The organism is Acinetobacter rongchengensis, assembly GCF_003611475.1.
GTDB lineage: Bacteria > Pseudomonadota > Gammaproteobacteria > Pseudomonadales > Moraxellaceae > Acinetobacter > Acinetobacter rongchengensis.
In genome coordinates this window covers 23,438-47,519 of the sequence record NZ_RAXT01000016.1, presented here as the reverse complement: position 1 = coordinate 47,519, position 24,082 = coordinate 23,438, and the positions used below count along the sequence as shown (strand labels likewise).

The following is a 24,082-nucleotide window of genomic DNA, read 5'->3' as shown; positions in this document are numbered from 1 at the left end:
TTGTTTTCAGACACTTGATCATTCTTCAAAGTTGGCAAAACTGAATTGGCTTTTCTAAAGCTTGCCCCTTATATAAAACTTGACCGTTTTCCAAATGTTGAATTGTGCCATTACAAATCCATTCAACTGCTTGAGGGTAAATCAGATGCTCAAGTACATGAATACGTTTTGCAAGTGATGCCACATTGTCATGCTGTGCAACTTTTAAAACACCTTGCGTTAAGGCTTGCCCTGCATCAAGTTCCGCAGTGACATAATGCACTGTGCAACCATGCAGTAAATCCCCAGTGTTTAAAACACGTTGATGGGTGTGCATACCTTTATAATTTGGCAAAAGGGAAGGGTGAATATTCACCATTTTACCTTCCCAAGCGTTGACAAATTGAGCACTTAAAATCCGCATAAAACCAGCAAGAATAACTAAATCAACATTCCAATCGCTGAGTTGTTGATGCATCGCATCATCAAAAGCTTCACGATTAGGATATTGTTTATGTTCAATTATTGCGGTGGGAATATTCGCATTTTTTGCACGTTGTAGTGCATAGGCATCTGCTTTATTGGAAATAACTCCAACTATTTTCCCTGAAAGATTGGCATCGATCAGGGCTTGTAAGTTACTTCCACTGCCTGAAACCAGTACAGCAATTTTGATCATGTGATGTACTTATGCAAAAATAACGCGAATTTTTTCGTCAGCGCCTTCAACTGATTCAGCATTGTCTTGGATATGACCAATTTTCCAAGCTTTTTCACCTTGAGCATTTAATACTTCAATGGTTTTTTCAGCATCAGCTGCATCAACTGCAATCACCATACCTACGCCACAGTTAAATGCACGATACATTTCAAATCTGTCTACACCACCTTCTTTTTGAAGAAGTTGGAATAATTCAGGCCATTGCCAAGATGATTCATTAATCACGGCTTGTGCGCCATTTGGTAATACACGAGGTAAATTACCTGGAAGACCACCACCTGTGATATGTGCCATCGCGTGAACATCGACATGTTTTAGAAGTTCTAAGATCGCTTTCACATAAATGCGTGTTGGTTCCATTGCTGTATCTGCAAGTGGACGACCATCTACGATTTGTGTTAAATCAACATTTTTAACATCAAAGATTTTACGAAGTAGAGAGTAACCGTTTGAGTGTGCACCTGAAGAAGCAACACCAATCAAAACATCACCTGCTTTGACTTTAGTACCATCAATAATTTTGCTTTGCTCAACCACGCCTACACAGAAACCTGCAAGGTCATAATCTTCACCTTCATACATACCCGGCATTTCAGCAGTTTCACCGCCAACCAATGCACAACCTGCAAGCTCACAACCTTGACCAATCCCTGTAACAACATTGGCAGCTACGTCTACATTTAAGTGACCTGTTGCATAATAATCTAGGAAAAAGAGTGGTTCCGCACCGCAGACAAGAAGATCGTTCACACACATTGCAACTAAGTCTTGACCAATTGTGTCATGACGGTTTAAGTTTAGTGCTAAACGTAATTTAGTACCGACACCATCTGTACCAGATACAAGAACAGGTTCTTCATAACCTTTAGGGATTTTACAAAGGGCACCGAAACCGCCTAAGCCACCCATGACCTCAGGGCGAGTTGTACGTTTAGCGACAGATTTGATTCGATCGACAAGTGCGTCGCCCGCCTCAATATCGACACCAGCGTCTTTATAGCTTAAACCAGTGTTTGGGGTAGAAGTTGAGTTGCTCATATGTGAAGTCTCCGCATTCGTGCGCAGATTATACCTGAATATACGAAATTCTTATGTTATTTCTGCACTAAAATGTTATGTTTATTCAAATATTTTTCTTTCTATAATGATTAAATCTGAAAAAGGCGTGATTACATGCACGATCGGACCTTAAAACGCATTTTTATACTTGGTGGTATTGCCTTAATCCTATGGGTTTTATACTTACTCAAACCCGTAGTCATTCCTTTTGTCGCTGCTTTTCTTGTGGCTTATTTATTTAGCCCAGTGGTGGAAAAGTTATCTCAATTTTTACCAAGATGGCTGTCAATTGCAATCGTATTTATTGGAATTGGTGTTGTACTGACATGGGCGGTATGGTTCGTTGTACCTTTGGTGTGGAAGCAATTAATTTATGCACGGGATAGTATTCCAGCAGGGATTCATTGGATTAATTCAACTTTCTTACCTTGGGTTTCTAATTCATTCAATGTAGAGCGAATGGAATTAGATACAGATCAAATTTCTCAGGTTGTGATGGAATATGTGCAGACCAATTATAGTGCTGACAGTATTCAAACCATGGCTTTGAAAATAGCACAATCGGGCCTCAGTTTTATCTCGATTGGTGGAACTATTGTCTTAATTCCAATTATTGCATTCTATTTTTTACTGGACTGGAATCGCATGTTGGCAAGCTTAAGAAACTTGATTCCACGCCAATATGAGCAAAGTACTTTAAGAATTGTGAGTGAATGTCATAGTGTTTTAGGCGCATTCGTCAAAGGACAATTCTTGGTCATGATTTTACTTGGAATTGTCTATGCTGTTGGTCTGCAATCGATTGGTTTAGAAGTCGGTTTAATCATTGGAATGGTTGCTGGTTTATGTAGCATTATTCCTTACTTAGGTTTTGGTGTAGGAATTATTGCGGCAGTGATCGCATGCTTTTTCCAATTTGGTATGGACCCAAAGCATTTATTGATGGTACTGGCCGTTTTTGGTGTTGGACAATTAATAGAAGGCTATATCTTACAACCGTTCTTGTTAGGCGATAAAATTGGTTTATCACCCGTTGCTGTGGTTTTTGCTGTCTTAGCAGGCGCTCAACTTGCAGGCTTCGTGGGAATGTTGATTGCATTACCTGTCGCAGCTGTAATTGTGGTATTACTCAAACATGCTAGAGAATGGTATGAACAAAGTCAGTTTTATCAATTCAGTGCGCCAGCATCCGTTGTGATACACAATGACGGGCATGTTGAAACGATTTCCGTGGATAGTCAGCAAGTTGATCTTGATATTGAAATAAAAAACACGCAAGATAATGAAGAAAAGGTCAAATCAGACCAAGAACCACTTTAGGAATTTATACCGTCTATGCGTCAATTACAGTTGGATATAGAACCACAACTGGATGCCCGAATTAGTGATTTTTCTGGGCCAGGTTGGGGGCCTGTAATTGATGCTGTGCGTCAGCTTCATGCGGGTTTGATGAACCGCTTCTATATTTATGGTGGAGCAGGGACAGGGAAAAGTCATCTACTTTCGGCGATTTGTGATTCTTATTTAGAAATTGGCAAATCTGCAATTAAGGTTTCTTTACTTGAATTACTCGACGCACCAATTGAAGCGATTACCTCATTAGAAAGTTATGATTTAGTCGCCTTGGACGATATTGAAGCCATTAGTGGTGTACCGCATTGGCAAAAAGCTGTGTTTCATTTAATTAATAATAATAATGAAGGTGGTGGTCAACTGGTGTTTTCATCACGTTTTGCACCAATCGAATTAAAGCTCGAATTACCTGATTTACAATCACGTTTAACCCAAGCAGTTAGTGTAAAAGTACCAAGTGGAAATTCCTACGCAGACCGTCAATCACTTTTACATTCAGTACTTGAGCGCAGGGGTGTACATTTTGACCCACAAATAACGGAATATATGCTATTACATGGACCGCATCAAACGAGTACACTGCTTCAGTCAGTTGAACAATTAGAAAAGTTACTGAAGGGTGAGAAAACAAAGTTATCCCATTCTACGTTAAGACAAATCTATGCATTGATTGATGAGTATAGACAATAGATAGAGGGTAGTCTTCGATTGTCTAGCAGGAAGTAAGCCGCAATATCTTGTCAAATCACGTTATCGCAAAATTCTTGAGAATTTTTTTTAACTGTGACAAAGTACGCGAAAAGGATTTATGGCCACATTGCTGGTTGATAAGAAATAATTAAAAGAAATTAAGGAGACTATAATGCTCAAACGGGGCATAGGCTTAGGATTATTATGTATCAGTGGTCATGCATTTAGTGCGAATATTGCGGTGACAACAACGGAAGATGTTGTTAAAGCGGATGATCAGTGTTCATTAAGAGAAGCCATTGAATATATTAATCAGGGGATGCCAGAAGCAGGCTACAATGGTTGTGGTGGCAAGTCAGCAAATGCAAGAATTCTTCTTGATGCCAATAAAGAATATGTGCTCAATAAAGAAGTGCGTATTTCTAAAAATATCGATTTTGCATCTAACTATGAAACCAATGTTACCGATACTGAAAATGTTGTCGGTAAGAAAAACGCAATTATTAAAATGGCAGGTAAAGACCGTTTATTTCACATTGAAAAAATGGTAGATCCTGCTGCTGAAACAGCACCAGCAATGCTCAATGTTACATTTACTGAAATTACATTAAAAGGGTGTGGCCAATCAATCTGTGCAGAACAGGGTGGTTTGATTTATAACAAAGAAAAATTACTTATGAATCATGGTCAGTTGCTCAATGGTGTCGCGAAACAAGGCGGTGCAATTTATAACGCAGGTATTTATGAAGCCAATAAGAGTTTAAGTTTTGTTGGTTTGAACAACACTTTAATTAAAGGCAATAAAGCAGAAGAAGGTGGTGCAATTTATACCGAAATTCCTGCCTATACCATTATGCAGTCGCTTATACGTGATAATGAAGCGACTGCAGCAACAGGTTCAGTCCTTGATACAAAGAATCAATTTTCAGAAGAGGCATTAAAAACTTTAGGTACAGCAGTGCCATTTGGTGTGATTAACAGTACTATTTTTAGCAACAAAGGTTATGTTGCTAAAGTTTTCGATGCCATGCAGATCAATAATGTCACCATGATTTTAAATAGCATGGGCCTGATTTTAAATGCGCCACAAAAGAAAGGTTATGTCGCCAACAGTATTCTTGCTAAAAATGGTACGCAAGACTGTACGATTGAGGCTGGTGGCGAAGCAATGCAGGTGAGTAATAACCTTTATTCTGCAGGTTGTAATGGTTTTCAATCTACTGAATTAGGCAATACGCAATTAATCGCTGGAACAACTACTGAAGGTAAGTGTGATTATAGTTCTAGTGGGATTTTGTGTCCTTTCACGGAAGCGCCATCAATCTCATTAGGTTATTTTTTACCTCGGATTTTACCAAGCTATACTTCTATTACAGACTCACCAATTGTGAATCATGGTGTAACTGTTCAAGATCAAGTTTTGGCATGTTCTACTGCGGATCAACGTGGAAAAGCACGTGATCGTAACCCTGAGTTGTGTGACCGTGGTGCGATAGAATTGGTGATTGATACTTCTAATGTGACTACAGTCGGTCAGGATATCCTATACGATCAAACTGCGAATTTCTCTATTGCAGATCAGTTGCAAGATGGAGAATTAGTGAGTGCTGAACAGTGTAAGAAAATTTTTAATCGTGATTTAGATGGTAACGGTAAACCTTGGCAAATCGGTTGTTTGAAAATAATTCAAACCAAGACGCCTTCAAAAGGCAGCATAACAATTAATCAAAATGGTGATGTGGTTTATACACCAAATGGTCATTGGCAAGGTTCAGATGAGTTTAAAATCAATGTAGTAACATCAACCACCAGTTTTAATAAATCTGATAATCCTTACATTACAATACCTGCACGAATTGTACAAAGAAAACCTGACGATTTTAAAAACGATAAAGTTAAAACTTCTGGTGGTAGTTTTGGTTTCTTATCACTGATTGGTTTAGTTGGATTGGTTGGTTATCGCCGCATAAAGTATAAGTAAAAGGGATTGGACATGAAAAATTATAAAAAAGGACTTTTGACAGTTACGATATTGTCTGCAATGTCACTTATGGCAGCTGAAGATCGTACGATTTACGTGACGACCTTTGCAGATGAAGATGGTGAAAATCTTGATCATTGTTCCTTGCGAGAGGCTTTAAAAGCAGCCTCTACGCACAAGGCATACGGTGGCTGTATTGCAGGGCAGGTCTATGCAAGCGTGCCGAATATTATCCAACTTGAAGCTGGAACATATTTATTAAACAAAGAATTACGGCCAAATTCAGACGTGGCAATTTGGGGTAAAGAATCTGCTGATTACTCACGTCCAAGTGTATTGACCAATACTTATCCTGCGCCTTTACCTTTAAAAACCACCATTTCTGGTCAAGGCAAGGCTCGTATTTTTAATACGATCTATGACAATAAACCAAGCTTAACCCTAAATAATTTAGTGTTAAAAGATGGTTCAAGTTCGAGCGATAGTAATAACGATGTTGGTGGAGCTATTTACGCAGGCGGGACGTTAACTTTAAATAATGTTTCTATTCTGAATGCAAAAGCCAAAGCAGGCGGTGCAATTTATTTAAACGATGTTACCAGCGCATTGACCATTACATACGGTGTATTTCAAGCCAATCAAGCTGAGCAAGGTAGTGTCTTAGGCATGACATGTGCCGATAATTTAAAGTTTACGACACGTAATATTGCGATAAGTTCAGCAAGTTTTGTCAATAATGGTTCGGCAACGAGTTCGAGTGTTTTTAATTTCTGTGGACAACCAACAGCTGCATTGACTGCGAATACAATCACCAATAACACAGCTAACCCCAATAACGGTAGTATTATTCAGTTCAGTGCTACAACACCACAGGGCAAGGTGAATTTCAGTGATGCCTCAAGTTTATCTTTACAAAGCAATACCATTGTTAAAAATAATGCTTGGACGACATTATTGTACGGATATTATGGTGCTAAAGCGCTGGTCAATAATGTGTTGGCCTATAACACAGGCAAATCTTGTCGTTATGCAGATGGTGATGTGTCGAAGGTTGAAGACTCAGGGATGATCTTGAGTTATAACGCATTGACCCTTGCAGCTGGAAATGATCAATGTGAGGTTGCAGAAGCGCTAACCAAAGACAATAAAGATCATACCTTGGATGTCAGTCAAATCAATTTCTCAACGATTTTAACTGAATTACAAACGCCGAGTGAATCGACTAACTTCATGCCTATGTATTTCCCTAAAGATTTAGGCACCGACAAAGACTTAGTCGATGTGGGATATGTAGGATGTAGTACTGCGGATCAGCGTGGTGTCACCCGTGTGGTTGCAGTGAATTCAAATGGTACGAATGAACAAGCAAATTCATGTGACTTAGGTTCAACGGAGTTGCTTCGCTTAACTGCAAACAATGTAAGTGCAACCAATACATCAGTGGTAACTGCGCTAAAAACATATCAAAATGAATTGGATACCTATACTAAACTGCTAGAAGATAAAGCGACAAAACCAGATTATCTGCCGTTTTATAAAATTCAGGTGGATAAATACAGCAATCTGATTAAATATACCAAATCAGACCAAAAGTATCGGACGATCTTTGTTGATCCATTTGCGACGAGTTTACCCGCTGAGGTTGTGACAAAAGATGCGAGTGGCAATGATGTCAGAACAGTGAAACATTTAAGTTCCGATAACTATGAAGTTGTTGTTAAACCATTAGGTGTTGGAATTTTAGATAGCAACAAACAATTTGATGGAAAAGTAGATCCAAAGCTTCATTGTGAATGGAATGCGAATCTCAATAAAATTATGATGTGGCGTACCAGTGATAATGTGACACCATCAGGTGATAATGAGTTTTGTAGTTATCAGTTGAAATTAAAAGGTGCCAATCCTGAGGTTGTGTCATCGGCATATATTATTGCGAGTTATGTCAATATCGCACCTAATGCTGAAGATACCACATTAAATATTGCCTATGGCTCGAGCAATGCAATTGATATTGACCTATTGCAATATGCAAATGATGATGGTGACGGAAATACCAGTGCTTTAACAGATAGACCGAATAAACCAAAATTTTATGTCAATGCAAACGGTGAAGAATTACCAATACGTATTGCAACAAATCTAGATCCTGTGATTATTACAGCTGATCGCAGTGGACCATGCCCAGGCCAAGACAGTAAATATACCTGTTACGGTGGTAAGTTGCATATTCAACTTAGAAATACCTTAGATCCTTTCAGTTATAAATTTACATATCATGTTTATGATGCAGATGGTCTAATTTCTAATGCAGCGACTGTGAAGTTAGAAAACTCAGGCACAGCACCAGGAAGTACGCGTGTGAGTGGTGGTGGTGCCTTTGGTTGGTTCAGTATATTGGGCTTAATGGGACTCGCAGGCTATCGCCGTTATAAAATGAAGCATTAAGACTATTGTATTGTTTATTTGTTTGAAGGAAAGCCAGTTTGAAGAAACTGGCTTTTTTAATCTGTATATTTTTTGCTATTTATATAGGATTCATACGCAATTTATATTATAAGTTTAATGAGGCTGTGTTTTATTTAAAGCATTGCGTAAATCTTTGATAAATTTTGGATAAATATTTCATTTTAAACGGATATGAAACAATTTAAAGTCCTCACTCCTATTGAGCAAATTCCTTGTAGTTCTGATGAGTTGCTTTCAATTAAACGTAATGATTTGATTCCTTTGTTGGATAATCAAACACGTATGAACATGTATGCAGACCAGCTCATTCAGGCGCAATCTGTATTATTAAACAGTATAGATCCAAATTTAACGCAGAAATTAAGTTTAGTGATTAGTAAAATTATTGAACAGTTATCAGTATCCAAAAAAAAACTAGATCAACGGAAATTCAACATTTTACAAAGGTGGTTAGGACTTGATTTGGAGTTTAGTGCAGGTCAGGTTAAATATTTACACGATTTAGAAAGTTCGATAGAAGAAGCGAAGCATTTGAGTCAGCGTCTACAGATTGAAATCCAAAAATCTGAATCACGCTTCCAACAAGCCAGTGGTTTACGTGAACAAATGGCAAAATATATTCGTGCAGCACAAGAGTTTTTACATGAATATCCTGACTTTGTGCAAAATAGACATCCTTTAGATAATTTTTCAGATAGATTGTCTAAGAAAATTCATACTTTACAGACGCTTCAAGCAAGTAATGATATTGCATTGGCTCAAATGCAACTCACTCAACAGCTTTCATTATCATTATTAGATCGATTTAATGAAGCTCAACAGGTGTTGATTCCTGCTTGGCAATATCATGTCAAACAAAGTAGTGCACAGAATTCTTTTACGACAACAGACGATCTCGATAAAAGTCGTGATAAATTAATTCAGTCATTAAAGAAATCATTAGAAAACAAATAGGGTACATTTTTATGAGCGAATCAAATCATCAACAGCCACCAATTGAGTCAAATTCGAGCTTAGAATTACAAAAGTTTGAACAGCTGAATTTAAAAGAAATTGGTTTAAACAATGACGATTTTAATGAAGTTGTAAATGCGCATAAAGATTTGGCCAATATTAATCATGCAGCTGTCGCTGAGTACGGTAAAAATATTGCAACTAAAACATCGACTTATACCGATGAGTTGTTGAACTTGGTTAAAAATAAAGACTTAGATGTAACGGGCCAAAAACTGAATGAGGTTGTACAAGTCGCTCAGCAGTTAAATACTTCAAGTATTTTGAATAAGTCTAAAAGTTCAGGCTTTATTGGCGGGATTTTAAGTAAATTTAAGGGTGCAAAACAAAGCTTTGATCAGCATTTCAACACCACCAAAGAACAGATTGATAGCTTAGTCAAAGAAATCGAAAGTTCACAAACGGGTTTAAAAGCACGAGTTGATACTTTGGATCGTATGTTTAATGGTGTGCAAGAAGAATATCGTCAGCTTGGTATTTATATTGCTGCAGGGCGGATCAAACAGGAAGAAGTGCAGCAAGAAATTGCGAGTTTATCCGCTTTGGAGCAGGATCAGAAAACGACACAACGTGTCTATGATCTCAATCATTTGGCAAATAACTTAGAAAAGCGTGTCAGTGATTTACAGGTATTACAGCAATCTGCAATGCAAACGCTACCGATGATCCGTATTATCCAATCTAATAATATGATGTTGGTGGATAAATTTTATGCGATTAAAAACATTACCTTACCTGCATGGAAGAATCAGATTAGTTTGGCTATTTCTTTAAATGAACAACGAAATAGTGTGCAATTGGCTAATACCATTGACGATGCAACCAATGAGCTATTAAAAAGAAATGCAGATTTATTGCATCAAAATTCTGTTGATACTGCAAAAGCGAATCAACGTTCAGTGATTGATATAGAAACACTTGAATATGTTCAAAACACCCTCATTAAAACTGTGAATGATGTAATTCAGATTCAAAAAGAAGGCATGCAAAAACGTGAAGAAGCGTCTACACGAATCAAAGCATTACAAAATAATTTGCAGCAATTGGTGATCAGTTCGAATACCAATAAGCCATCATGAGTTTTGTATTGATCTGAATAGAATTTTGACCACTTTGTTAGCATAGGTAGTTTGATTGAACCAAACATTGAACCAAAAAACGAAATATCCTTTAGATACTCAGCATTTACAACAAGGCTTAGTCACTTTGACGAAACGTCAGAAAAGATTAACTTTTTTGGCAGTTTTATTGAGTACAGTGGGTATCGTAAGCTTGATGACTGTATTTATGCAGCAAGCCATAGTGTTTGGTTTATTTGGATTGAGTTTAGATATTCACCAAGTACATATTCCTTATGCTGTTGATGAGCAATTGAGGGCGTTTATTCATCAACCTGATTATTTAATGAATGCATTTTCATGGTTTGGGTGGTTGATTTTAAAAGTCATTGTGTCGTTCATTGGTGCCTTTTTTATCGTTAGTGTTTTAAAAAGATTTAAATATTTTTTATTTAAATTTCAGTCTTTTGTACTTAAATTCGTGGCATGGATACTGGCATTTATCGTACTTTGGTCTGCATTAACCTATGTTCAATATGATTTAAAAGATGATGAAGCAAGTGAAGTTGCCTCTTTTATTGAGTATGATCAGAATATTCAACAAAGTGAAATTTATGCTTATTTACAGCAAACAGATATACCTGATCCTGTAAAACATTATTTATTGGTACAAACAGCGTTGATGCATAAACCAGAGGACAAAACTGTCGCGAAAGTTTATGCGGAAAAGCTATTGAATGATGAAAGAGTAGATCGTCGTTTTCAAGAGTATGGCTTTAAATCTGAACAAATTTGGACAATTCAACATCAAGTCTATGGGCAGTCAGTTTCAACGATTGCAAAAACAGTTGATCCACAAATAGACAAAGCGAAATTTTGGTCGAATATAGCACAGAATATTTTATGGTTGGTCACTGCTGTTAGCTTTGCATTGAGTATATTGATCTATTTTCTAGCAAGTAGAATCAAGCAACGTCTTATTCGTATAGATCGGCAGATTGACCACGATGAACGGACAACTTGATTAACACAATAAAACTGCACACTGTTCAATGGTGAATTGTAACCAGCGTGCAGTTTTAGTTATGTGTATTAGTTATGACATGCCAATCATCATTAACGAAATGTTTAAAGGTTTAAGCAACACTTTTCGTATCTTCAAGTAAAAGTTGTTTTAGCTCCAAAGTATCGAAAGTTTTATCCCAAATCTCACCATCTACAATGTAAAACGGAGTGGGATGCTGCCCAAAACTTCTTACGTATTGAGTGATTTCAGCTTGTTTGTCATTGATCTCTTTATGTTGGATCGAACGTAAAACTTTATTGCCATCCAGTCCCATTCCTTCGATGATATTTTTTAATTCATCATGATTCGCAATGTCTTTACCATGCGCGAATAGGGCATGAAAAATGGCTTGGGTTAAGGCATATTGGTCGAATGTATTATCCAAGGCCAAAATTGCTTGATGCGCAAGCCCGCTGTTTGGCATACGTTTCATGTGTTCGATATCAACAGTTAGATCTTGGCTGTAGGCTGCAAATTTGGCCATATCCAACTTTCGATCAGCCTCTTTAGTACCATATTTTTCAGTCAAATATTGATAAATATTTAAGCCTTCTTCAGGAATTTCGGGCAAAACTTGAATTGGCAATAATTCGATTTTTTTTGCAGTAGGTTGATTCCAATGCTGTTTCAATTTTTCAAAAGCTACATAACTCATTGGATAAGCAATATCGAATACAAACTCAATTTTCATTGTTTTACCTCACTTGATTACTATTCTAGGTTTTGATTAAGAACAAGAAACTGTAGTTAATCGTGGAGAAAAAAAGTTTATGGATTTAGCTTAAAACTTTGAAAGAAGATTGGGCATGATTTTTTGTGTAAAGATAGTCGCAAATTTATTATTTTTTATTGAGGATTAATCAAATTTTAAGCTTGCAATAAACTAGAACTTTCACTTAAAGAATTAGTGTTGAAACTATGTTGGATATATTAAAAGATTGAACTTTAACATTAGAAGAATAAGATAGGAGAGGTTAAGAATTAATTAAACTAAAAAACCGATTGTTTTTATGAAAACAAACTGTTTTATCTATTTTTTAAATTGCCGTACTATATACTCAATAAATGAAATTAACTCCTTTGGAGATGTTTACCATGTTAGATCAAAATACAACTGCTCAATTAAAAACACTTTTAGAACGCTTGGAAGCTCCGATCGAATTGGTTGCGTCTTTAAATGATTCAGAAAAATCTGAAAAAATTAAAGAACTAGTGACAGAAGTTGCAGCTTTGTCTGAAAAAGTGACTGCACGTTTTGATGGGCAAAATAATCGTAAACCAAGCTTCGGTATTGCTAAAGCAGGCGAACAACCACGTGTATTCTTTGCTGGTTTACCGATGGGGCATGAGTTTACTTCTTTGATCTTGGCTTTATTACAAGTTTCGGGTTACGCGCCTAAAGTTTCTGATGAAGTTCTTAGCCAAATTAAAAGCTTAAACATCACGGCTGATTTTGATGTATTTGTATCTTTAAGCTGTCATAACTGTCCTGATGTTGTACAAGCTTTAAACTTGATAGCGATTAATAATCCAGGCACAACAGCAACCATGATTGATGGTGCTTTCTTCCAAGATGAAGTGGAAGAACGTAAAATTTTAGCTGTACCTATGGTTTTCCAAAATGGTGAGCATATTGGCCAAGGTCGTATGACTTTAGAAGAAATTGTTGCAAAACTAGATACAGGTGCAGCAGCTAAAGATGCTGAAAAATTAAATGCAAAAGAAGCATTTGATGTATTGGTGATTGGTGGCGGACCTGCTGGTGCGACTTCAGCTGTTTATGCGGCACGTAAAGGCATACGTACTGGTATTGTTTCTGAGCGCTTTGGTGGTCAGGTCATGGATACCATGGACATTGAAAACTTTATTTCAGTGCAAAAAACACAAGGTCCCAAGTTCGGTTCTGATATGGAAGCACATGTGCGTGAGTACGGTGTAGATATCATGAATTTACAAAAAGTTAAAAACATTGTCGGTGCAGACCAAACAGCCAATGGTTTGGTTGAGGTAGAACTTGAGAATGGTGCAAAACTTGAATCGAAAACTGTCATTCTGTCTACAGGTGCACGTTGGAGAGAAATGAATGTACCAGGCGAGAAAGAGTATAAAACACGTGGTGTGGCATACTGTCCTCACTGTGATGGCCCACTTTTCAAAGGCAAAAGAGTTGCGGTTATCGGTGGCGGGAACTCTGGTGTTGAAGCTGCTATTGACCTTGCAGGTATTGTTGAACATGTTACTTTGGTTGAATTTGATACCAAATTACGTGCAGACCAAGTGCTTCAAAATAAATTGAACAGCTTGCCAAATACCACAGTAATTCTAAATGCGCTTTCAACTGAAGTGGTTGGAGATGGTTCACAAGTGACTGCTTTGAAATATCAAGATCGTGCGACTGAACAAGAGCATACTGTTGAACTTGCAGGTATTTTTGTACAAATTGGTTTATTACCAAATACAGATTTCTTGAAAGACACAGCAGTTGAACTTTCAAATCGCAATGAAATTGTTGTGAATGATCGCAATGAAACCAATGTAAAAGGTGTATTTGCTGCAGGAGACTGTACGACAGTACCTTATAAACAAATCATTATTGCAGCTGGTGAAGGTGCTAAAGCTTCTTTATCCGCTTTTGATTACATTATTCGTTCAGGTCAATAAGCGTCAAAGGAAAAGCCAACGCTCTCCCAATTCACGTTGGCTTTTCTTGCATTCCTCTTATGATTTACCCTTGATTGGAATTGAGTCATTAACAGCTCAATTCCTTTTTTTATTGTTGATATACAATCCATTTAGATTATTGGCTGAATCTAGAATAGCAATCAATAAGATAAGTCATATGTTAAATGACTGTTGATTTGAAAATTTATGAAATCAATTAAAAATTCTAATCAGAATTTCGATACAAATGTGGTGTCATTGAATAATGTTGTTTAAAAACTCGTCCGAAATGGGTTTCAGACTGAAAGCCAAGATTTAAAGCAATATTATAAATCGATAGATGACTTGTTTTTAACAATAAGCTCGCATGTTGTAGTCGGATCTTGAGTAAAAAAGCATGCGGTGTGGTATGTAGGTCTTTCTTAAATAGACGAATCAGTTGAATTCGAGTGCAGTGTAGGAAGCTCGCCATTTCCTCTAAACTCCATTTATGTTCAGGAGATTTTAAAATAGCGTGAATGAGTTGCGAAAGTTTTGACGTATTCCATTGCAAAATACGTGCTGAAATATTGTCATGTTGAGCATTTAAATAATTACGAAAAATATAAATCAATAATACTTCGGAGAGGGCATTGATGACTTTCATTTGCCCAACATTTTGTATTTTTTCTTGTTCGAGTAAGTTTAAAAGTGGTTCTAAGAGTAATTGTTCAATATTTAAATGAATAAAATCTGGTAATTGGATAAATAAATCTGCATGTTCTGAATAAGTGAAATGTGCGCAGAATAAGTTCAAATTGAGTTGTTGTATATGGTTGGTCTTTAAGGTTAAGCCTGTGTTCTGCTTGATCGTTGTAATTTCTTGTTTACGTTTCGATTGTTTTTCTAAAATTTGGTTGGCGCTAGTATTCTCTTGAAAATGAAAGAGTTGGTGTGCAGAACCATTCGGAAAAAATATAACGTCGCCTTGATTTAGCGGAATCTTCTTATGATTCAGATATAGCCAACCTTTACCCTGACGGACGATATGAATAATAGCGGTGTTCTGAATGGCTGGAATAGAATATAACCAATTTCCTCCAAATCGGCATTCCGTGTCAATACTGCCTTGGATTTGAGCCAGCTCGATTAATTTGTTTAACATAGCCTGATACTTTTAGATCGTTATTTGATACTTTTAGTTGGTTTTAACCTTATAAAAATTGCAATACTAAATTATCAATTCGACGAGGTGAAAGCAATGTTTGTAGATTGGAAAGAACACACACAACATGTTAAAAAATCATTTGGTGCGTTAGGTAAAAAGCATCCAAAAATGTTACAAGCTTATCAAGCTTTGGATGATGCAGCTGCAGCAGAAGCTTTGGATGCAAAAACACGTGAATTAATTTCTTTGGCTGTTGCTATCACAACCCGTTGTGAAAGTTGTATTTCGGTACATGCAGAAGCGGCAATGAAAGAAGGCGCATCAGAAGCGGAAGTTGCAGGTGCATTAGCTACAGCCATTTCACTCAATGCAGGTGCTGCTTATACTTTTGCATTACGTGCATTAGAGGCTTGCGAAACACAAAAGCCTGAATAATTTTGTATTGATTATGATATAAAATAAGAGCTTATAAATAAAATTTAGTTTAATGAAATAAAAAAGCCAACATGTATTGAATATATGTTGGCTTTTCTCTTTTAGCTTACGATTAATCTTTGGTTCAACACTTGATGGATATCATGTTACTTACCGCCAAGCACTCAATGTTTTTTAAGACTGAATTGTTGATGTAAATCATGCACCAAAGCTTTTAATTCTAACTCTGCTTTTGCAATAGACTTTTGCAATAATTCACCTCCATGTTCCTGATATTCAATTGCAATTTCGTAGAATTGATTTATTCCCATAAAGTTAAATGCAGTTTTAATTGATGGTTCAACATGATTCTTAAAAGGTGCATTGGGAGACTGAAAATCATGTCCGCCACGTGCAGATAAAATAACGATAGGCTTTTCGTGGCTGAGTAAACCTGTATAAGGCTGTTCTTTACGACTATCAAACTGATAGGTTTTGTTCATTCTCACGATATTATCAATATATGCTTTTAAATGTGCAGGTGGCCCAAAGTTATACATTGGAACCCCGAGAACAATAAGATCTGCCCAATTTAACTCAGCAATCAGTTCATCACTCAACTGTAAGCGTTGTTGTGCTTTTTCAGATGATTCAGCATAGCCAAATTCTGAAACAATCCATTCTTCGTCAATGAGTGGTGGTGGATTTTTCCCTACATCACGTATTTTAATCTGTATGGATGAATCAATTTCATTCCATGTATTTACAAATAGTTCAGTTAAACGTCGACTTAAAGATCCGTGAGGATGTATTCCTGAGATACCAGTACGTGCACTTGCATCTATTCTTAATATATTGGTCATTTTAATTGGCCTTTTCTTGATTTGTTGATCATATTTTCATGCAATCATTAAACGGCGACAAACGATAACAATACATGTTATAAGTGAATTAAATTCATGCATTGGGCTTTAAAATGGATTTGCATTATTCACTAGAGCAATTATTGGCATTTCAGTATGTTGCAGAACATCTCAGTTTCAAGAAAGCTGCGAATCAATTGTTTTTAACCCCTACGGCTTTAAGTCATCGAATTAAAAAACTAGAACAGCAATTAAATGTACAGTTATTTGAACGACATACACGTGCGATTTCATTGACGCCAGAGGGAAATTATTTACTTAAACATGTACAATCAGGTTTTGAACAGATTCAAACAGCATTGAATCAACTACAACACCATAAACAACGGTTATTTACGATTACCACAACATCTTCGTTTGCAAGTGAATGGATTATTCCTTATTTACCCGAGTTACAAAGTCGTTTTCCAAATATGATGTTTCGAGTACATACCAGTTATGATCCTGTAAATATGGCTTCAGGTTTGTATGATCTTGCAATTCGTTATGGTTTGGGTGGCTATCAAGATGTAAATGTTGAATTATTGGCAGAAGATGAATATGTTGCTGTAGGGCATCCATCGTTAAATTCTGAGACAATCGACTGGTCAAGCATACCTTTAATTCACTTTACTTGGGGAGATGAATATTGTCCAAACCGAATCAGTTGGCAGAAGTGGTTTGATCGACAAAATTTACACATTCATGCATCTCAACAACAAGTGTTCTATACACAGGAAAATCATGCGATTCAGGCTGTTTTATCTGGACAAGGTGTGGCGCTACTCAGCCGTATTACGATTACAAAGGATTTGCAACAACAGCGGATTAAAATTGTTTCACCCTATATCGAAAAAGCATTAGGCTATTATTTTTTAACTTTACCTACAGCAGATCCAGTGGTCAACGAAATCAAACAGTGGTGTCGGGACAAGTTTTTGCAGTCTTATGTTGTGAATATTCAAATTTGAATAAAAAAGCCAGCATGTTCCCCAACACATGCTGGCTTTTGTCCCTTTGATCTTGTTGTTTTACCCTTTTATCGGAACAGGGTGATTTACAACGCCGTTCCTTTTTTGTTATTCAGAATTATTTATCCTTATTATTTATTGTTATTAGAATTTTCCACATCATTCACAAAGCAAGAACAATACCAACTACTATTAAAATCTTTTGCTACCAAATAAACTTAAATAATGAAACCGATTTAGCAGTTGCTCTTTAGTTTCTTGATGTTGCGGATCAGGAACAATGCATTCTATCGGACAAACATCGACACAAGTTTGGCGGTCATAAAAACCGACGCATTCGGTACACAGTTCTGCATTGATTTCATAAAACTTTTCACCTTCAAATATGGCTTGATTCGGGCATTCAGCTAAGCACATATCACAGTTAATACATTGGTTGGTAATGAGTAAAGCCATATTAATTTCGCTAGTTAAACTGCTTGAAAAGCTAAGGATGCTGCTGAAATATTGGTTGTCGAGTTTGGTAAGTTACGGATCAGTAAGGCATATTCCATTTTGACATCGGCTGGAATAGGAATGCTGACCACATGTCCAGAACCTTTCGCTTCCAAAAATCGAATGACCTTTTTTATCTAAAATTTCAGTTAATATAAAAGTCACGTTCCCTGAAGTGGTCATAAGTTCTAATGAATCACCGACGATAAAACGATTTTTGACATCAATTTTGATGTAGTTGTCATGGCGCTCTAAAACTTCACCTACAAACTGTTGGTGATCAAAGCGTGATGAACCAGATTGATAGTTTTGATATTCACTATGGACATGACGGCGTAAGAAACCTTCGGTGTAGCCACGATTTGCCAAACCTTCAAGTTGAGACATTAACGCTGGGTCAAATGCTTTTCCTGACTGTGCATCATCAATCGCTTTGCGATAAATTTGTGCAGTTCGAGCACAATAGAAGTAAGATTTGGTGCGTCCTTCGATTTTAAGCGAGTGGACACCCATCTGAGTTAAACGCTCAACATGCTGAACTGCTCGTAAATCCTTGGAGTTCATGAAATAGGTACCATGTTCATCTTCTTCAGCAGCAAACATTTCTTCTTGGTTGCGTTGTAATAAAACCGGCTCGCCAAATTGGTGTTGTTGTAAGGCGTGTTGCTCGTCGGCATCTTTATTAATGCAGTCGTTCGATGTTGTCTCCAGTGTTTTAACTGGAATGACATCCCCAGATACATCTTGTACTGCTTCGTGAATATTATATTCCCAGCGACATGCATTGGTACAAGCGCCTTGATTTGCATCACGTTTATTCATATAGCCTGAAAGTAAACAACGACCGGAATAAGCCATGCAAAGTGCACCGTGTACGAAAACTTCGATTTCCATATCGGGTACATTTTGCTTAATTTCCTCAATTTCTTCTAAAGATAGTTCACGAGACAGAATCACACGGCTTAACCCCATATTTTTCCAGAATTTTACTGTTGCCCAATTCACAGCATTGGCTTGAACAGATAAATGAACTGAAACTTCTGGAAAATGCTCTCGAACCATCATAATTAAACCTGGATCAGACATGATTAAAGCATCAGGCTGCATGGCAATGATCGGTTCAAGGTCTCGAATGAAATTTTTTAATTTAGAATTGTGTGGTTGAATATTGACCACGACATAAAATTTTTTACCTAAAGCGTGTGCTTCAGAAATGCCAATTTTTAGATTGTCATGATCAAACTCATTATTACGAACACGCAAACTATAACGTGGTTGACCTGCATAAACTGCGTCTGCGCCATAAGCAAAGGCATAGCGCATATTTTTGAGTGAACCAGCAGGTGAGAGAAGCTCTGTAACATGAGAGATGCGCATAAAATATAAAGGCATACAAAAATTATGTCTTTATTGTAGGGATTTAAAAAGAAGATTCAACCTAGTAAAATACTCAGGATTATTAGGTTGAATTTAATTAAAAACATATATTTATCAATATTTTATGTTTAATTTATTTAAGTGTTTAGAAAAAGAGAAAAAATTATTTTATTCGTTTGAGTTGTTGATCGATAATAATTTCACCATCTTCTTTACTGAAGGGATGAAGTTGTGGTGCAGATAAAATATCCAAAACGAGTTCTGAAGGTCTGCACAATCTGACACCTAATTCAGTCACTACAAATGGACGATTGATCAAAATAGGGTATTTCAACATCAATTCGATGAGTTGTTCATCTGTCCAATGTGGCTGTTCTAATTGTAAATCTTGATAAACTTCGACATTTTTGCGCATAGCTTCACGCACCGATAAACCTGATTGCTGAATCATCCGAATCAATTGATCTTGAGTCGGCGGATTGTGCAAATATTCAATCACTTCAGGTTCTTGCCCTGAATTACGAATGAGCGCCAATGTATTCCGTGAAGTCCCACAAGCAGGGTTGTGATAAATTTTAATCTGATTTGATGGCATGTTGATTCTCTGGTTGAAAGCAATATTGCATTTATATGTGGATATACGTATATTCGCAATAGCATATATTTAAAATTTTAAATTGAGGGGGCAATATGGATCAAACTGATTTCTTTAAGTGCTTATCTGACCCAACTCGGCTCAATATTTTGAAAATGGTGATGGTAAAAGATAATGTCTGTGTCTGTGAAATGACGGCAGGATTGGATTTGAGCCAACCGAAAATTTCGAGACATTTAGCTTTACTTAGAAATCTATCGATTTTACTCGATCAACGCAAAGGGCAATGGGTTTATTACCGTTTAAATCCTGATTTACCTGAGTGGGCTGTTGCAGTTTTAAACATTATTGCTCAGCAACATATTGATGTTTCTGAAAATAGCCTAAGTAATATGAAATCCGCTCATTGCTGTGATTAAATGTGAGCGAGCAAGAGAACACGAGTATGTCTGCATCTAAACTGTCTTTTTTAGATCGTAATTTAACATTATGGATTTTTATTGCGATGGCTTTGGGGATCGGGATAGGCGTCTACTTTCCACAAGCTTCTGCCGCTTTAGATCGTTTAAGTGTCGCTTCGGTCAATATTCCTATTGCAATTGGCTTAGTTTTAATGATGTATCCGCCTTTAGCCAAAGTGGACTATGCAACCTTGCCACAAGTGTTTAAAGATAAACGTACCTTGATGCTGTCATTGGTTCAAAACTGGTTGATTGCGCCGTGTTTAATGTTTGCTTTAGCCATCATTTTTTTACATGCTTATCCTGAATATATGACGGGTCTGATTCTGATTGGTTTAGCACGTTGTATTGCCATGGTATTGGTGTGGAATGGTTTGGCATGTGGCGATCATCAATATGTTGCAGGGCTTGTTGCTTTTAACAGTATTTTTCAGATTCTATTTTTTAGTAGTTATGCATGGCTTTTTCTAAGTTTCTTACCACCATACTTTGGTGTGGAAGGGCAAGTGATTGACGTGGGGTTTTGGACAATTACCCATGCTGTGCTGATTTATTTAGGTATTCCTTTTTTATTGGGTTTTTTAAGTCGACTTATCCTGATTAAAGCCAAAGGTTTACAATGGTATGAGACTCAATTTATTCCAAAAATTAGCCCATTGAGTCTATTGGCTTTGTTATTCACGATTGTTGCGATGTTTAGTTTAAAAGGCGCAGAAGTTGTTCATTTACCTTTAGATGTACTACGAATCGCCATTCCTTTGACGATTTACTTTGTGGTGATGTTTTTCCTCAGTTTCTTTATGAGTAAATGGATGGGAAATGATTACCCACGGACAACGGCCATTTCATTTACTGCAGCAGGTAATAATTTTGAGTTGGCACTTGCTGTAGCTATCGCAACATTTGGGTTGGCTTCACCTGTTGCATTTACCACGGTGATCGGTCCTTTGGTTGAAGTTCCAGTATTGGTTCTTTTGGTGAGTGTGTCTTTGTGGTTGCGGAAAAAATATTTCTCAAAAGACCTAAAGCAAGTGGGAGAATAGAATGAACCTACCCAATATTGATTTAGCGTTATTGCAAACACCAAGTTTGGATCAGATTCAATCCAAAATACTTTTACAGATCGTTATTCTGAACGCAAAGAATCGGCAGAGCAGTTGTCTAAACGGGTAAATCAGAAGGCATTGTAAGTTTTTTATAAACTTTATCAGTTATTCAGAAGTCTCCAGTTGTTTGACAATTTGGCAATGATCGATGGTGGTATTTGAGGCACAGGATTGACGTAATTCATGTAATTGAGTTTTAAAACTCATCAATTCTTGGATTCGGGTCTCTACATGTTGAATGTGTTCCTCAATCAATTGATCAATCACTTTGCAGCCTTGCTCAGGATATTGAATTTGTTCAAGGAGTTGAGTGATTTCATGTAAAGTCATATCTAAAGAACGACAACGTTTGATAAAAATCAGACGTTTTAATGCTTCATCATCATAATATTTATAATTATTATCTGCTCTAAAACTGGGCTTAATTAATTGTTTCTTCTCATAAAAACGAATGGTGTCATTGCTGAGCTGGGTCTTTTTGGCTAAATCACTGATTAAATAATGATGCATGATTTATTACCTCGTTTATTATTCAGAATCGACTTGACCTTGGAGTTACTCCATGGTTTTGAATAGCATAATACAGATGATGATTTATTCAAGTGAGGAATGTTATGGCATGTACTTGTAGCCATGAACCTGCGCCACAAAAACCGAACAGTAAGTTTCGTACAGCATTATGGATCGCTTTGTTTATCAATTTAACTATGTTCTTCGTTGAGTTGATTGGTGGTGCTTATGCGCATTCATCGGCACTTTGGGCAGATTCTCTAGATTTCTTTGGGGATGCGGTCAATTATGGAATTTCACTGGCCGTTTTAGGTGCAAGTCTGTATTGGCGTGCGACAGTCGCATTAATGAAAGGTCTCAGCATGGCTTTGTTTGGCTTGGTTGTGATTGCAAAAACTGCCTATGCATATGTACAGGGTATTCCGCCTGAAGCGATGACTATGGGTGTCATCGGTGTGCTTGCTTTAATTGCCAATGTTATTGCTGCTGTGGTTCTGTACGCATTTCGTGATGGTGATTCCAATATGCAGTCGGTATGGCTATGTAGCCGTAATGATGCGATTGGGAATGTCGCCGTGATCTTTGCTGCGGTAGGTGTGTTTGGTACAGGCAGTTTGCTTCCAGATCTAATGGTCGCTTTGGTGATTTCTATACTGGGATTAACTGGTGGTTATCAAGTGATTAAAAAAGCAGTGCAAGAAAGAAAACAGAATAAGATGGTCAATGCTTAAGTTGATGGTTTTAAATGTGGTTTTTGTTTTACTGTTTGATTTCTCTAGTTTTGTGTTTTGATATGATAATCTATAGGAACTGAACTGCTAATTTTAAATAACTCCATTAAGATCAAATGATTACTTTAATGGAGTTATGCTTAGAATTTTAATCATATGAAATTCTTCACACTATAGCGTAAGTTAAGTTCAATCAGGGTTTTAGTTAGATTGAAGCCATTTTTATCCATATTACGGTAATAATCCAATAAAATAACACCTATACGCGCTGGATGATTCGGTAAGTTTTCCAAAATAACCATCAATGATTTATTCATTACTGGATATGCAGTTAAACCATTGCCCCAAGCTAAGTCATAAGGTGTTTCTTTTTCAGAATGGGTTTGTACACAGTTATAGCTAATGTATAAAGTGTCATCGTTGTTGGTTGAAGCCTCATCAATCACTCTTTTAATTGCCGCGATTTGACCTGAAGTTTCGGTTTGATATTGTAATGGCAAGATACGGAACTTTTGGTCCAAGTGATTTGAGTATTCATATAATCCAGCTGGGCACGGAATACCGATTTCACTGATCGCAGTACAATGATTAAAGAACACAATTTTTCCTCTCAATTCACTGAGTGTTGTATTGTGATCACATTCTGAAAAATAGGTTTTATCGCCTTCAATTAGATACTCTTCTAAGTGATACATGAAATTACGTTTAAAATTGAAAAACTTAGTTTCTCTTTGCGCAATTTGAATACAGATGATTTCTGTAGGATTGCGTTTTAAGAAGCTTTTGCAGGTCAAAAGCACTTGCTCAAAATTAATTTGGCAATGGTAACGATCATGAATCACACTCAAAGTGTAATCTTCGGGATGTGTACATGCTAACTGGATATCCAAATAACGGATCCCATCATGAAGTTGTTCGAGTAAAGTATAGTTCTGATGTTTAAGATGATTCATCGAGTCATCAAAATTATAAGTCGCTGAGCAATGTGTCCCCGGGATGGTGATTTCACTTAATTTTAAGTTTGGATTTAAATGTCTCATCCAATTATGCGTTGCCACACTATATACGTGTTTATTTATTCCAAGATTCATCGCAGAACTCAACTTTGATGTTTATATTGATAAAGTATTCATTTTTTTTAAATGTGGAAATCACTAAAAATAAGTAAAATTTAGGTTTAATTTTCTTTATTTATTTTTAGTGAAAACAATGATTTGTACTAAAATATTGTAACAAAATAATTGCAGATAAACTGAGCTTTAAATTACATGTAAAAGCTCAGTTTGTTTGATGAATTAAGCGTTTTAAAACTTTATTTTAACCGT

The 24,082-nt window shown here is 36.7% G+C and carries 22 protein-coding genes and 1 pseudogene; 13 read left to right on the top strand and 10 right to left on the bottom strand.

The annotated features are described in order from the left end of the window. Nucleotides 1–25: 25 nt before the first annotated feature. Both purN and purM read right to left on the bottom strand, forming a co-directional pair. Nucleotides 26–658, bottom strand: coding sequence for a phosphoribosylglycinamide formyltransferase (purN, locus tag D7V20_RS09690; protein ID WP_120384085.1), 633 nt, complete (start codon nucleotides 656–658; stop codon nucleotides 26–28). A gap of 9 nt (nucleotides 659–667) precedes the next feature. Further along, nucleotides 668–1,738: a phosphoribosylformylglycinamidine cyclo-ligase gene (gene purM, locus D7V20_RS09685; protein ID WP_120384084.1), complete on the bottom strand. Its 1,071-nt coding sequence runs from the start codon at nucleotides 1,736–1,738 to the stop codon at nucleotides 668–670. 135 nt (nucleotides 1,739–1,873) lie between these two features. Between purM and cxpE the strand changes: the two genes are divergently transcribed. From cxpE to D7V20_RS09650, 7 genes are all read left to right on the top strand, one after another. After that, complete coding sequence (cxpE, locus tag D7V20_RS09680; RefSeq protein ID WP_120384083.1) at nucleotides 1,874–3,079, top strand: chloramphenicol efflux transporter CxpE; 1,206 nt, start codon at nucleotides 1,874–1,876, stop codon at nucleotides 3,077–3,079. A 15-nt stretch (nucleotides 3,080–3,094) separates the two neighbouring features. Further along, complete coding sequence (gene hda, locus D7V20_RS09675) at nucleotides 3,095–3,802, top strand: DnaA regulatory inactivator Hda (RefSeq protein ID WP_010113236.1); 708 nt, start codon at nucleotides 3,095–3,097, stop codon at nucleotides 3,800–3,802. Nucleotides 3,803–3,974: 172 nt separating this feature from the next. Next, nucleotides 3,975–5,783 (top strand): rhombotarget A, encoded by a 1,809-nt coding sequence (gene rbtA / locus D7V20_RS09670; RefSeq protein ID WP_120384082.1) that lies wholly within the window; start codon nucleotides 3,975–3,977, stop codon nucleotides 5,781–5,783. A 12-nt stretch (nucleotides 5,784–5,795) separates the two neighbouring features. Then, nucleotides 5,796–8,228: a CSLREA domain-containing protein gene (locus D7V20_RS09665; protein ID WP_120384081.1), complete on the top strand. Its 2,433-nt coding sequence runs from the start codon at nucleotides 5,796–5,798 to the stop codon at nucleotides 8,226–8,228. 192 nt (nucleotides 8,229–8,420) lie between these two features. Next, nucleotides 8,421–9,203 carry a tellurium resistance protein gene (locus D7V20_RS09660; RefSeq protein WP_120384080.1) on the top strand — a complete coding sequence of 261 codons (783 nt, stop codon included), beginning with the start codon at nucleotides 8,421–8,423 and terminating at the stop codon, nucleotides 9,201–9,203. An 11-nt stretch (nucleotides 9,204–9,214) separates the two neighbouring features. Then, on the top strand, nucleotides 9,215–10,342 hold the full coding sequence (locus tag D7V20_RS09655) for a toxic anion resistance protein (protein ID WP_120384079.1): 1,128 nt from the start codon (nucleotides 9,215–9,217) through the stop codon (nucleotides 10,340–10,342). Between the two features lie 55 nt (nucleotides 10,343–10,397). After that, entirely contained in the window at nucleotides 10,398–11,345 is a 948-nt protein-coding gene (locus tag D7V20_RS09650; RefSeq protein WP_235831620.1) for a hypothetical protein, read from the top strand. A 112-nt stretch (nucleotides 11,346–11,457) separates the two neighbouring features. Here the strand turns inward: D7V20_RS09650 and D7V20_RS09645 are convergent, their stop codons facing one another. Further along, a complete protein-coding gene (locus D7V20_RS09645; RefSeq protein ID WP_120384078.1) occupies nucleotides 11,458–12,078 on the bottom strand; it encodes a DsbA family oxidoreductase in 621 nt (206 codons plus the stop codon). A 404-nt stretch (nucleotides 12,079–12,482) separates the two neighbouring features. Here D7V20_RS09645 and ahpF point away from each other — a divergent pair, with 404 nt between their 5' ends. Continuing rightward, nucleotides 12,483–14,048 carry an alkyl hydroperoxide reductase subunit F gene (ahpF, locus tag D7V20_RS09640; protein WP_120384077.1) on the top strand — a complete coding sequence of 522 codons (1,566 nt, stop codon included), beginning with the start codon at nucleotides 12,483–12,485 and terminating at the stop codon, nucleotides 14,046–14,048. 226 nt (nucleotides 14,049–14,274) lie between these two features. Here ahpF and D7V20_RS09635 read toward each other — a convergent pair whose 3' ends face one another. Continuing rightward, on the bottom strand, nucleotides 14,275–15,192 hold the full coding sequence (locus D7V20_RS09635; RefSeq protein WP_120384076.1) for an AraC family transcriptional regulator: 918 nt from the start codon (nucleotides 15,190–15,192) through the stop codon (nucleotides 14,275–14,277). A gap of 96 nt (nucleotides 15,193–15,288) precedes the next feature. On the opposite strand from D7V20_RS09635, the gene D7V20_RS09630 reads away from it, so the two are divergent. Continuing rightward, nucleotides 15,289–15,630 carry a carboxymuconolactone decarboxylase family protein gene (locus tag D7V20_RS09630; protein ID WP_120384075.1) on the top strand — a complete coding sequence of 114 codons (342 nt, stop codon included), beginning with the start codon at nucleotides 15,289–15,291 and terminating at the stop codon, nucleotides 15,628–15,630. 164 nt (nucleotides 15,631–15,794) lie between these two features. Here the strand turns inward: D7V20_RS09630 and D7V20_RS09625 are convergent, their stop codons facing one another. Continuing rightward, nucleotides 15,795–16,472, bottom strand: coding sequence for an FMN-dependent NADH-azoreductase (locus tag D7V20_RS09625; protein ID WP_120384074.1), 678 nt, complete (start codon nucleotides 16,470–16,472; stop codon nucleotides 15,795–15,797). A 113-nt stretch (nucleotides 16,473–16,585) separates the two neighbouring features. Here D7V20_RS09625 and D7V20_RS09620 point away from each other — a divergent pair, with 113 nt between their 5' ends. Continuing rightward, nucleotides 16,586–17,482 (top strand): LysR family transcriptional regulator, encoded by an 897-nt coding sequence (locus tag D7V20_RS09620; RefSeq protein WP_120384073.1) that lies wholly within the window; start codon nucleotides 16,586–16,588, stop codon nucleotides 17,480–17,482. Nucleotides 17,483–17,674: 192 nt separating this feature from the next. Here D7V20_RS09620 and D7V20_RS09615 read toward each other — a convergent pair whose 3' ends face one another. From D7V20_RS09615 to arsC, 3 genes and pseudogenes are all read right to left on the bottom strand, one after another. Beyond that, entirely contained in the window at nucleotides 17,675–17,938 is a 264-nt protein-coding gene (locus D7V20_RS09615) for a YfhL family 4Fe-4S dicluster ferredoxin (RefSeq protein WP_120384072.1), read from the bottom strand. A gap of 14 nt (nucleotides 17,939–17,952) precedes the next feature. After that, nucleotides 17,953–19,354, bottom strand: a pseudogene (gene trhP, locus D7V20_RS09610) (prephenate-dependent tRNA uridine(34) hydroxylase TrhP). 163 nt (nucleotides 19,355–19,517) lie between these two features. Then, nucleotides 19,518–19,949, bottom strand: coding sequence for an arsenate reductase (glutaredoxin) (gene arsC / locus D7V20_RS09605; protein WP_120384071.1), 432 nt, complete (start codon nucleotides 19,947–19,949; stop codon nucleotides 19,518–19,520). 95 nt (nucleotides 19,950–20,044) lie between these two features. On the opposite strand from arsC, the gene D7V20_RS09600 reads away from it, so the two are divergent. Further along, nucleotides 20,045–20,368, top strand: coding sequence for a metalloregulator ArsR/SmtB family transcription factor (locus D7V20_RS09600; protein ID WP_120384070.1), 324 nt, complete (start codon nucleotides 20,045–20,047; stop codon nucleotides 20,366–20,368). Between the two features lie 26 nt (nucleotides 20,369–20,394). Beyond that, on the top strand, nucleotides 20,395–21,453 hold the full coding sequence (arsB, locus tag D7V20_RS09595) for an ACR3 family arsenite efflux transporter (protein WP_120384069.1): 1,059 nt from the start codon (nucleotides 20,395–20,397) through the stop codon (nucleotides 21,451–21,453). A gap of 168 nt (nucleotides 21,454–21,621) precedes the next feature. On the opposite strand, the gene D7V20_RS09590 is transcribed toward arsB, so the two are convergent. Further along, on the bottom strand, nucleotides 21,622–22,026 hold the full coding sequence (locus tag D7V20_RS09590) for a Cd(II)/Pb(II)-responsive transcriptional regulator (RefSeq protein ID WP_120384068.1): 405 nt from the start codon (nucleotides 22,024–22,026) through the stop codon (nucleotides 21,622–21,624). A 104-nt stretch (nucleotides 22,027–22,130) separates the two neighbouring features. Here D7V20_RS09590 and D7V20_RS09585 point away from each other — a divergent pair, with 104 nt between their 5' ends. Next, nucleotides 22,131–22,757 carry a cation transporter gene (locus D7V20_RS09585; protein WP_120384067.1) on the top strand — a complete coding sequence of 209 codons (627 nt, stop codon included), beginning with the start codon at nucleotides 22,131–22,133 and terminating at the stop codon, nucleotides 22,755–22,757. Between the two features lie 152 nt (nucleotides 22,758–22,909). Here the strand turns inward: D7V20_RS09585 and D7V20_RS09580 are convergent, their stop codons facing one another. Further along, nucleotides 22,910–23,848: a phosphatidylinositol-specific phospholipase C domain-containing protein gene (locus D7V20_RS09580; RefSeq protein WP_120384066.1), complete on the bottom strand. Its 939-nt coding sequence runs from the start codon at nucleotides 23,846–23,848 to the stop codon at nucleotides 22,910–22,912. Nucleotides 23,849–24,082 lie beyond the last annotated feature (234 nt).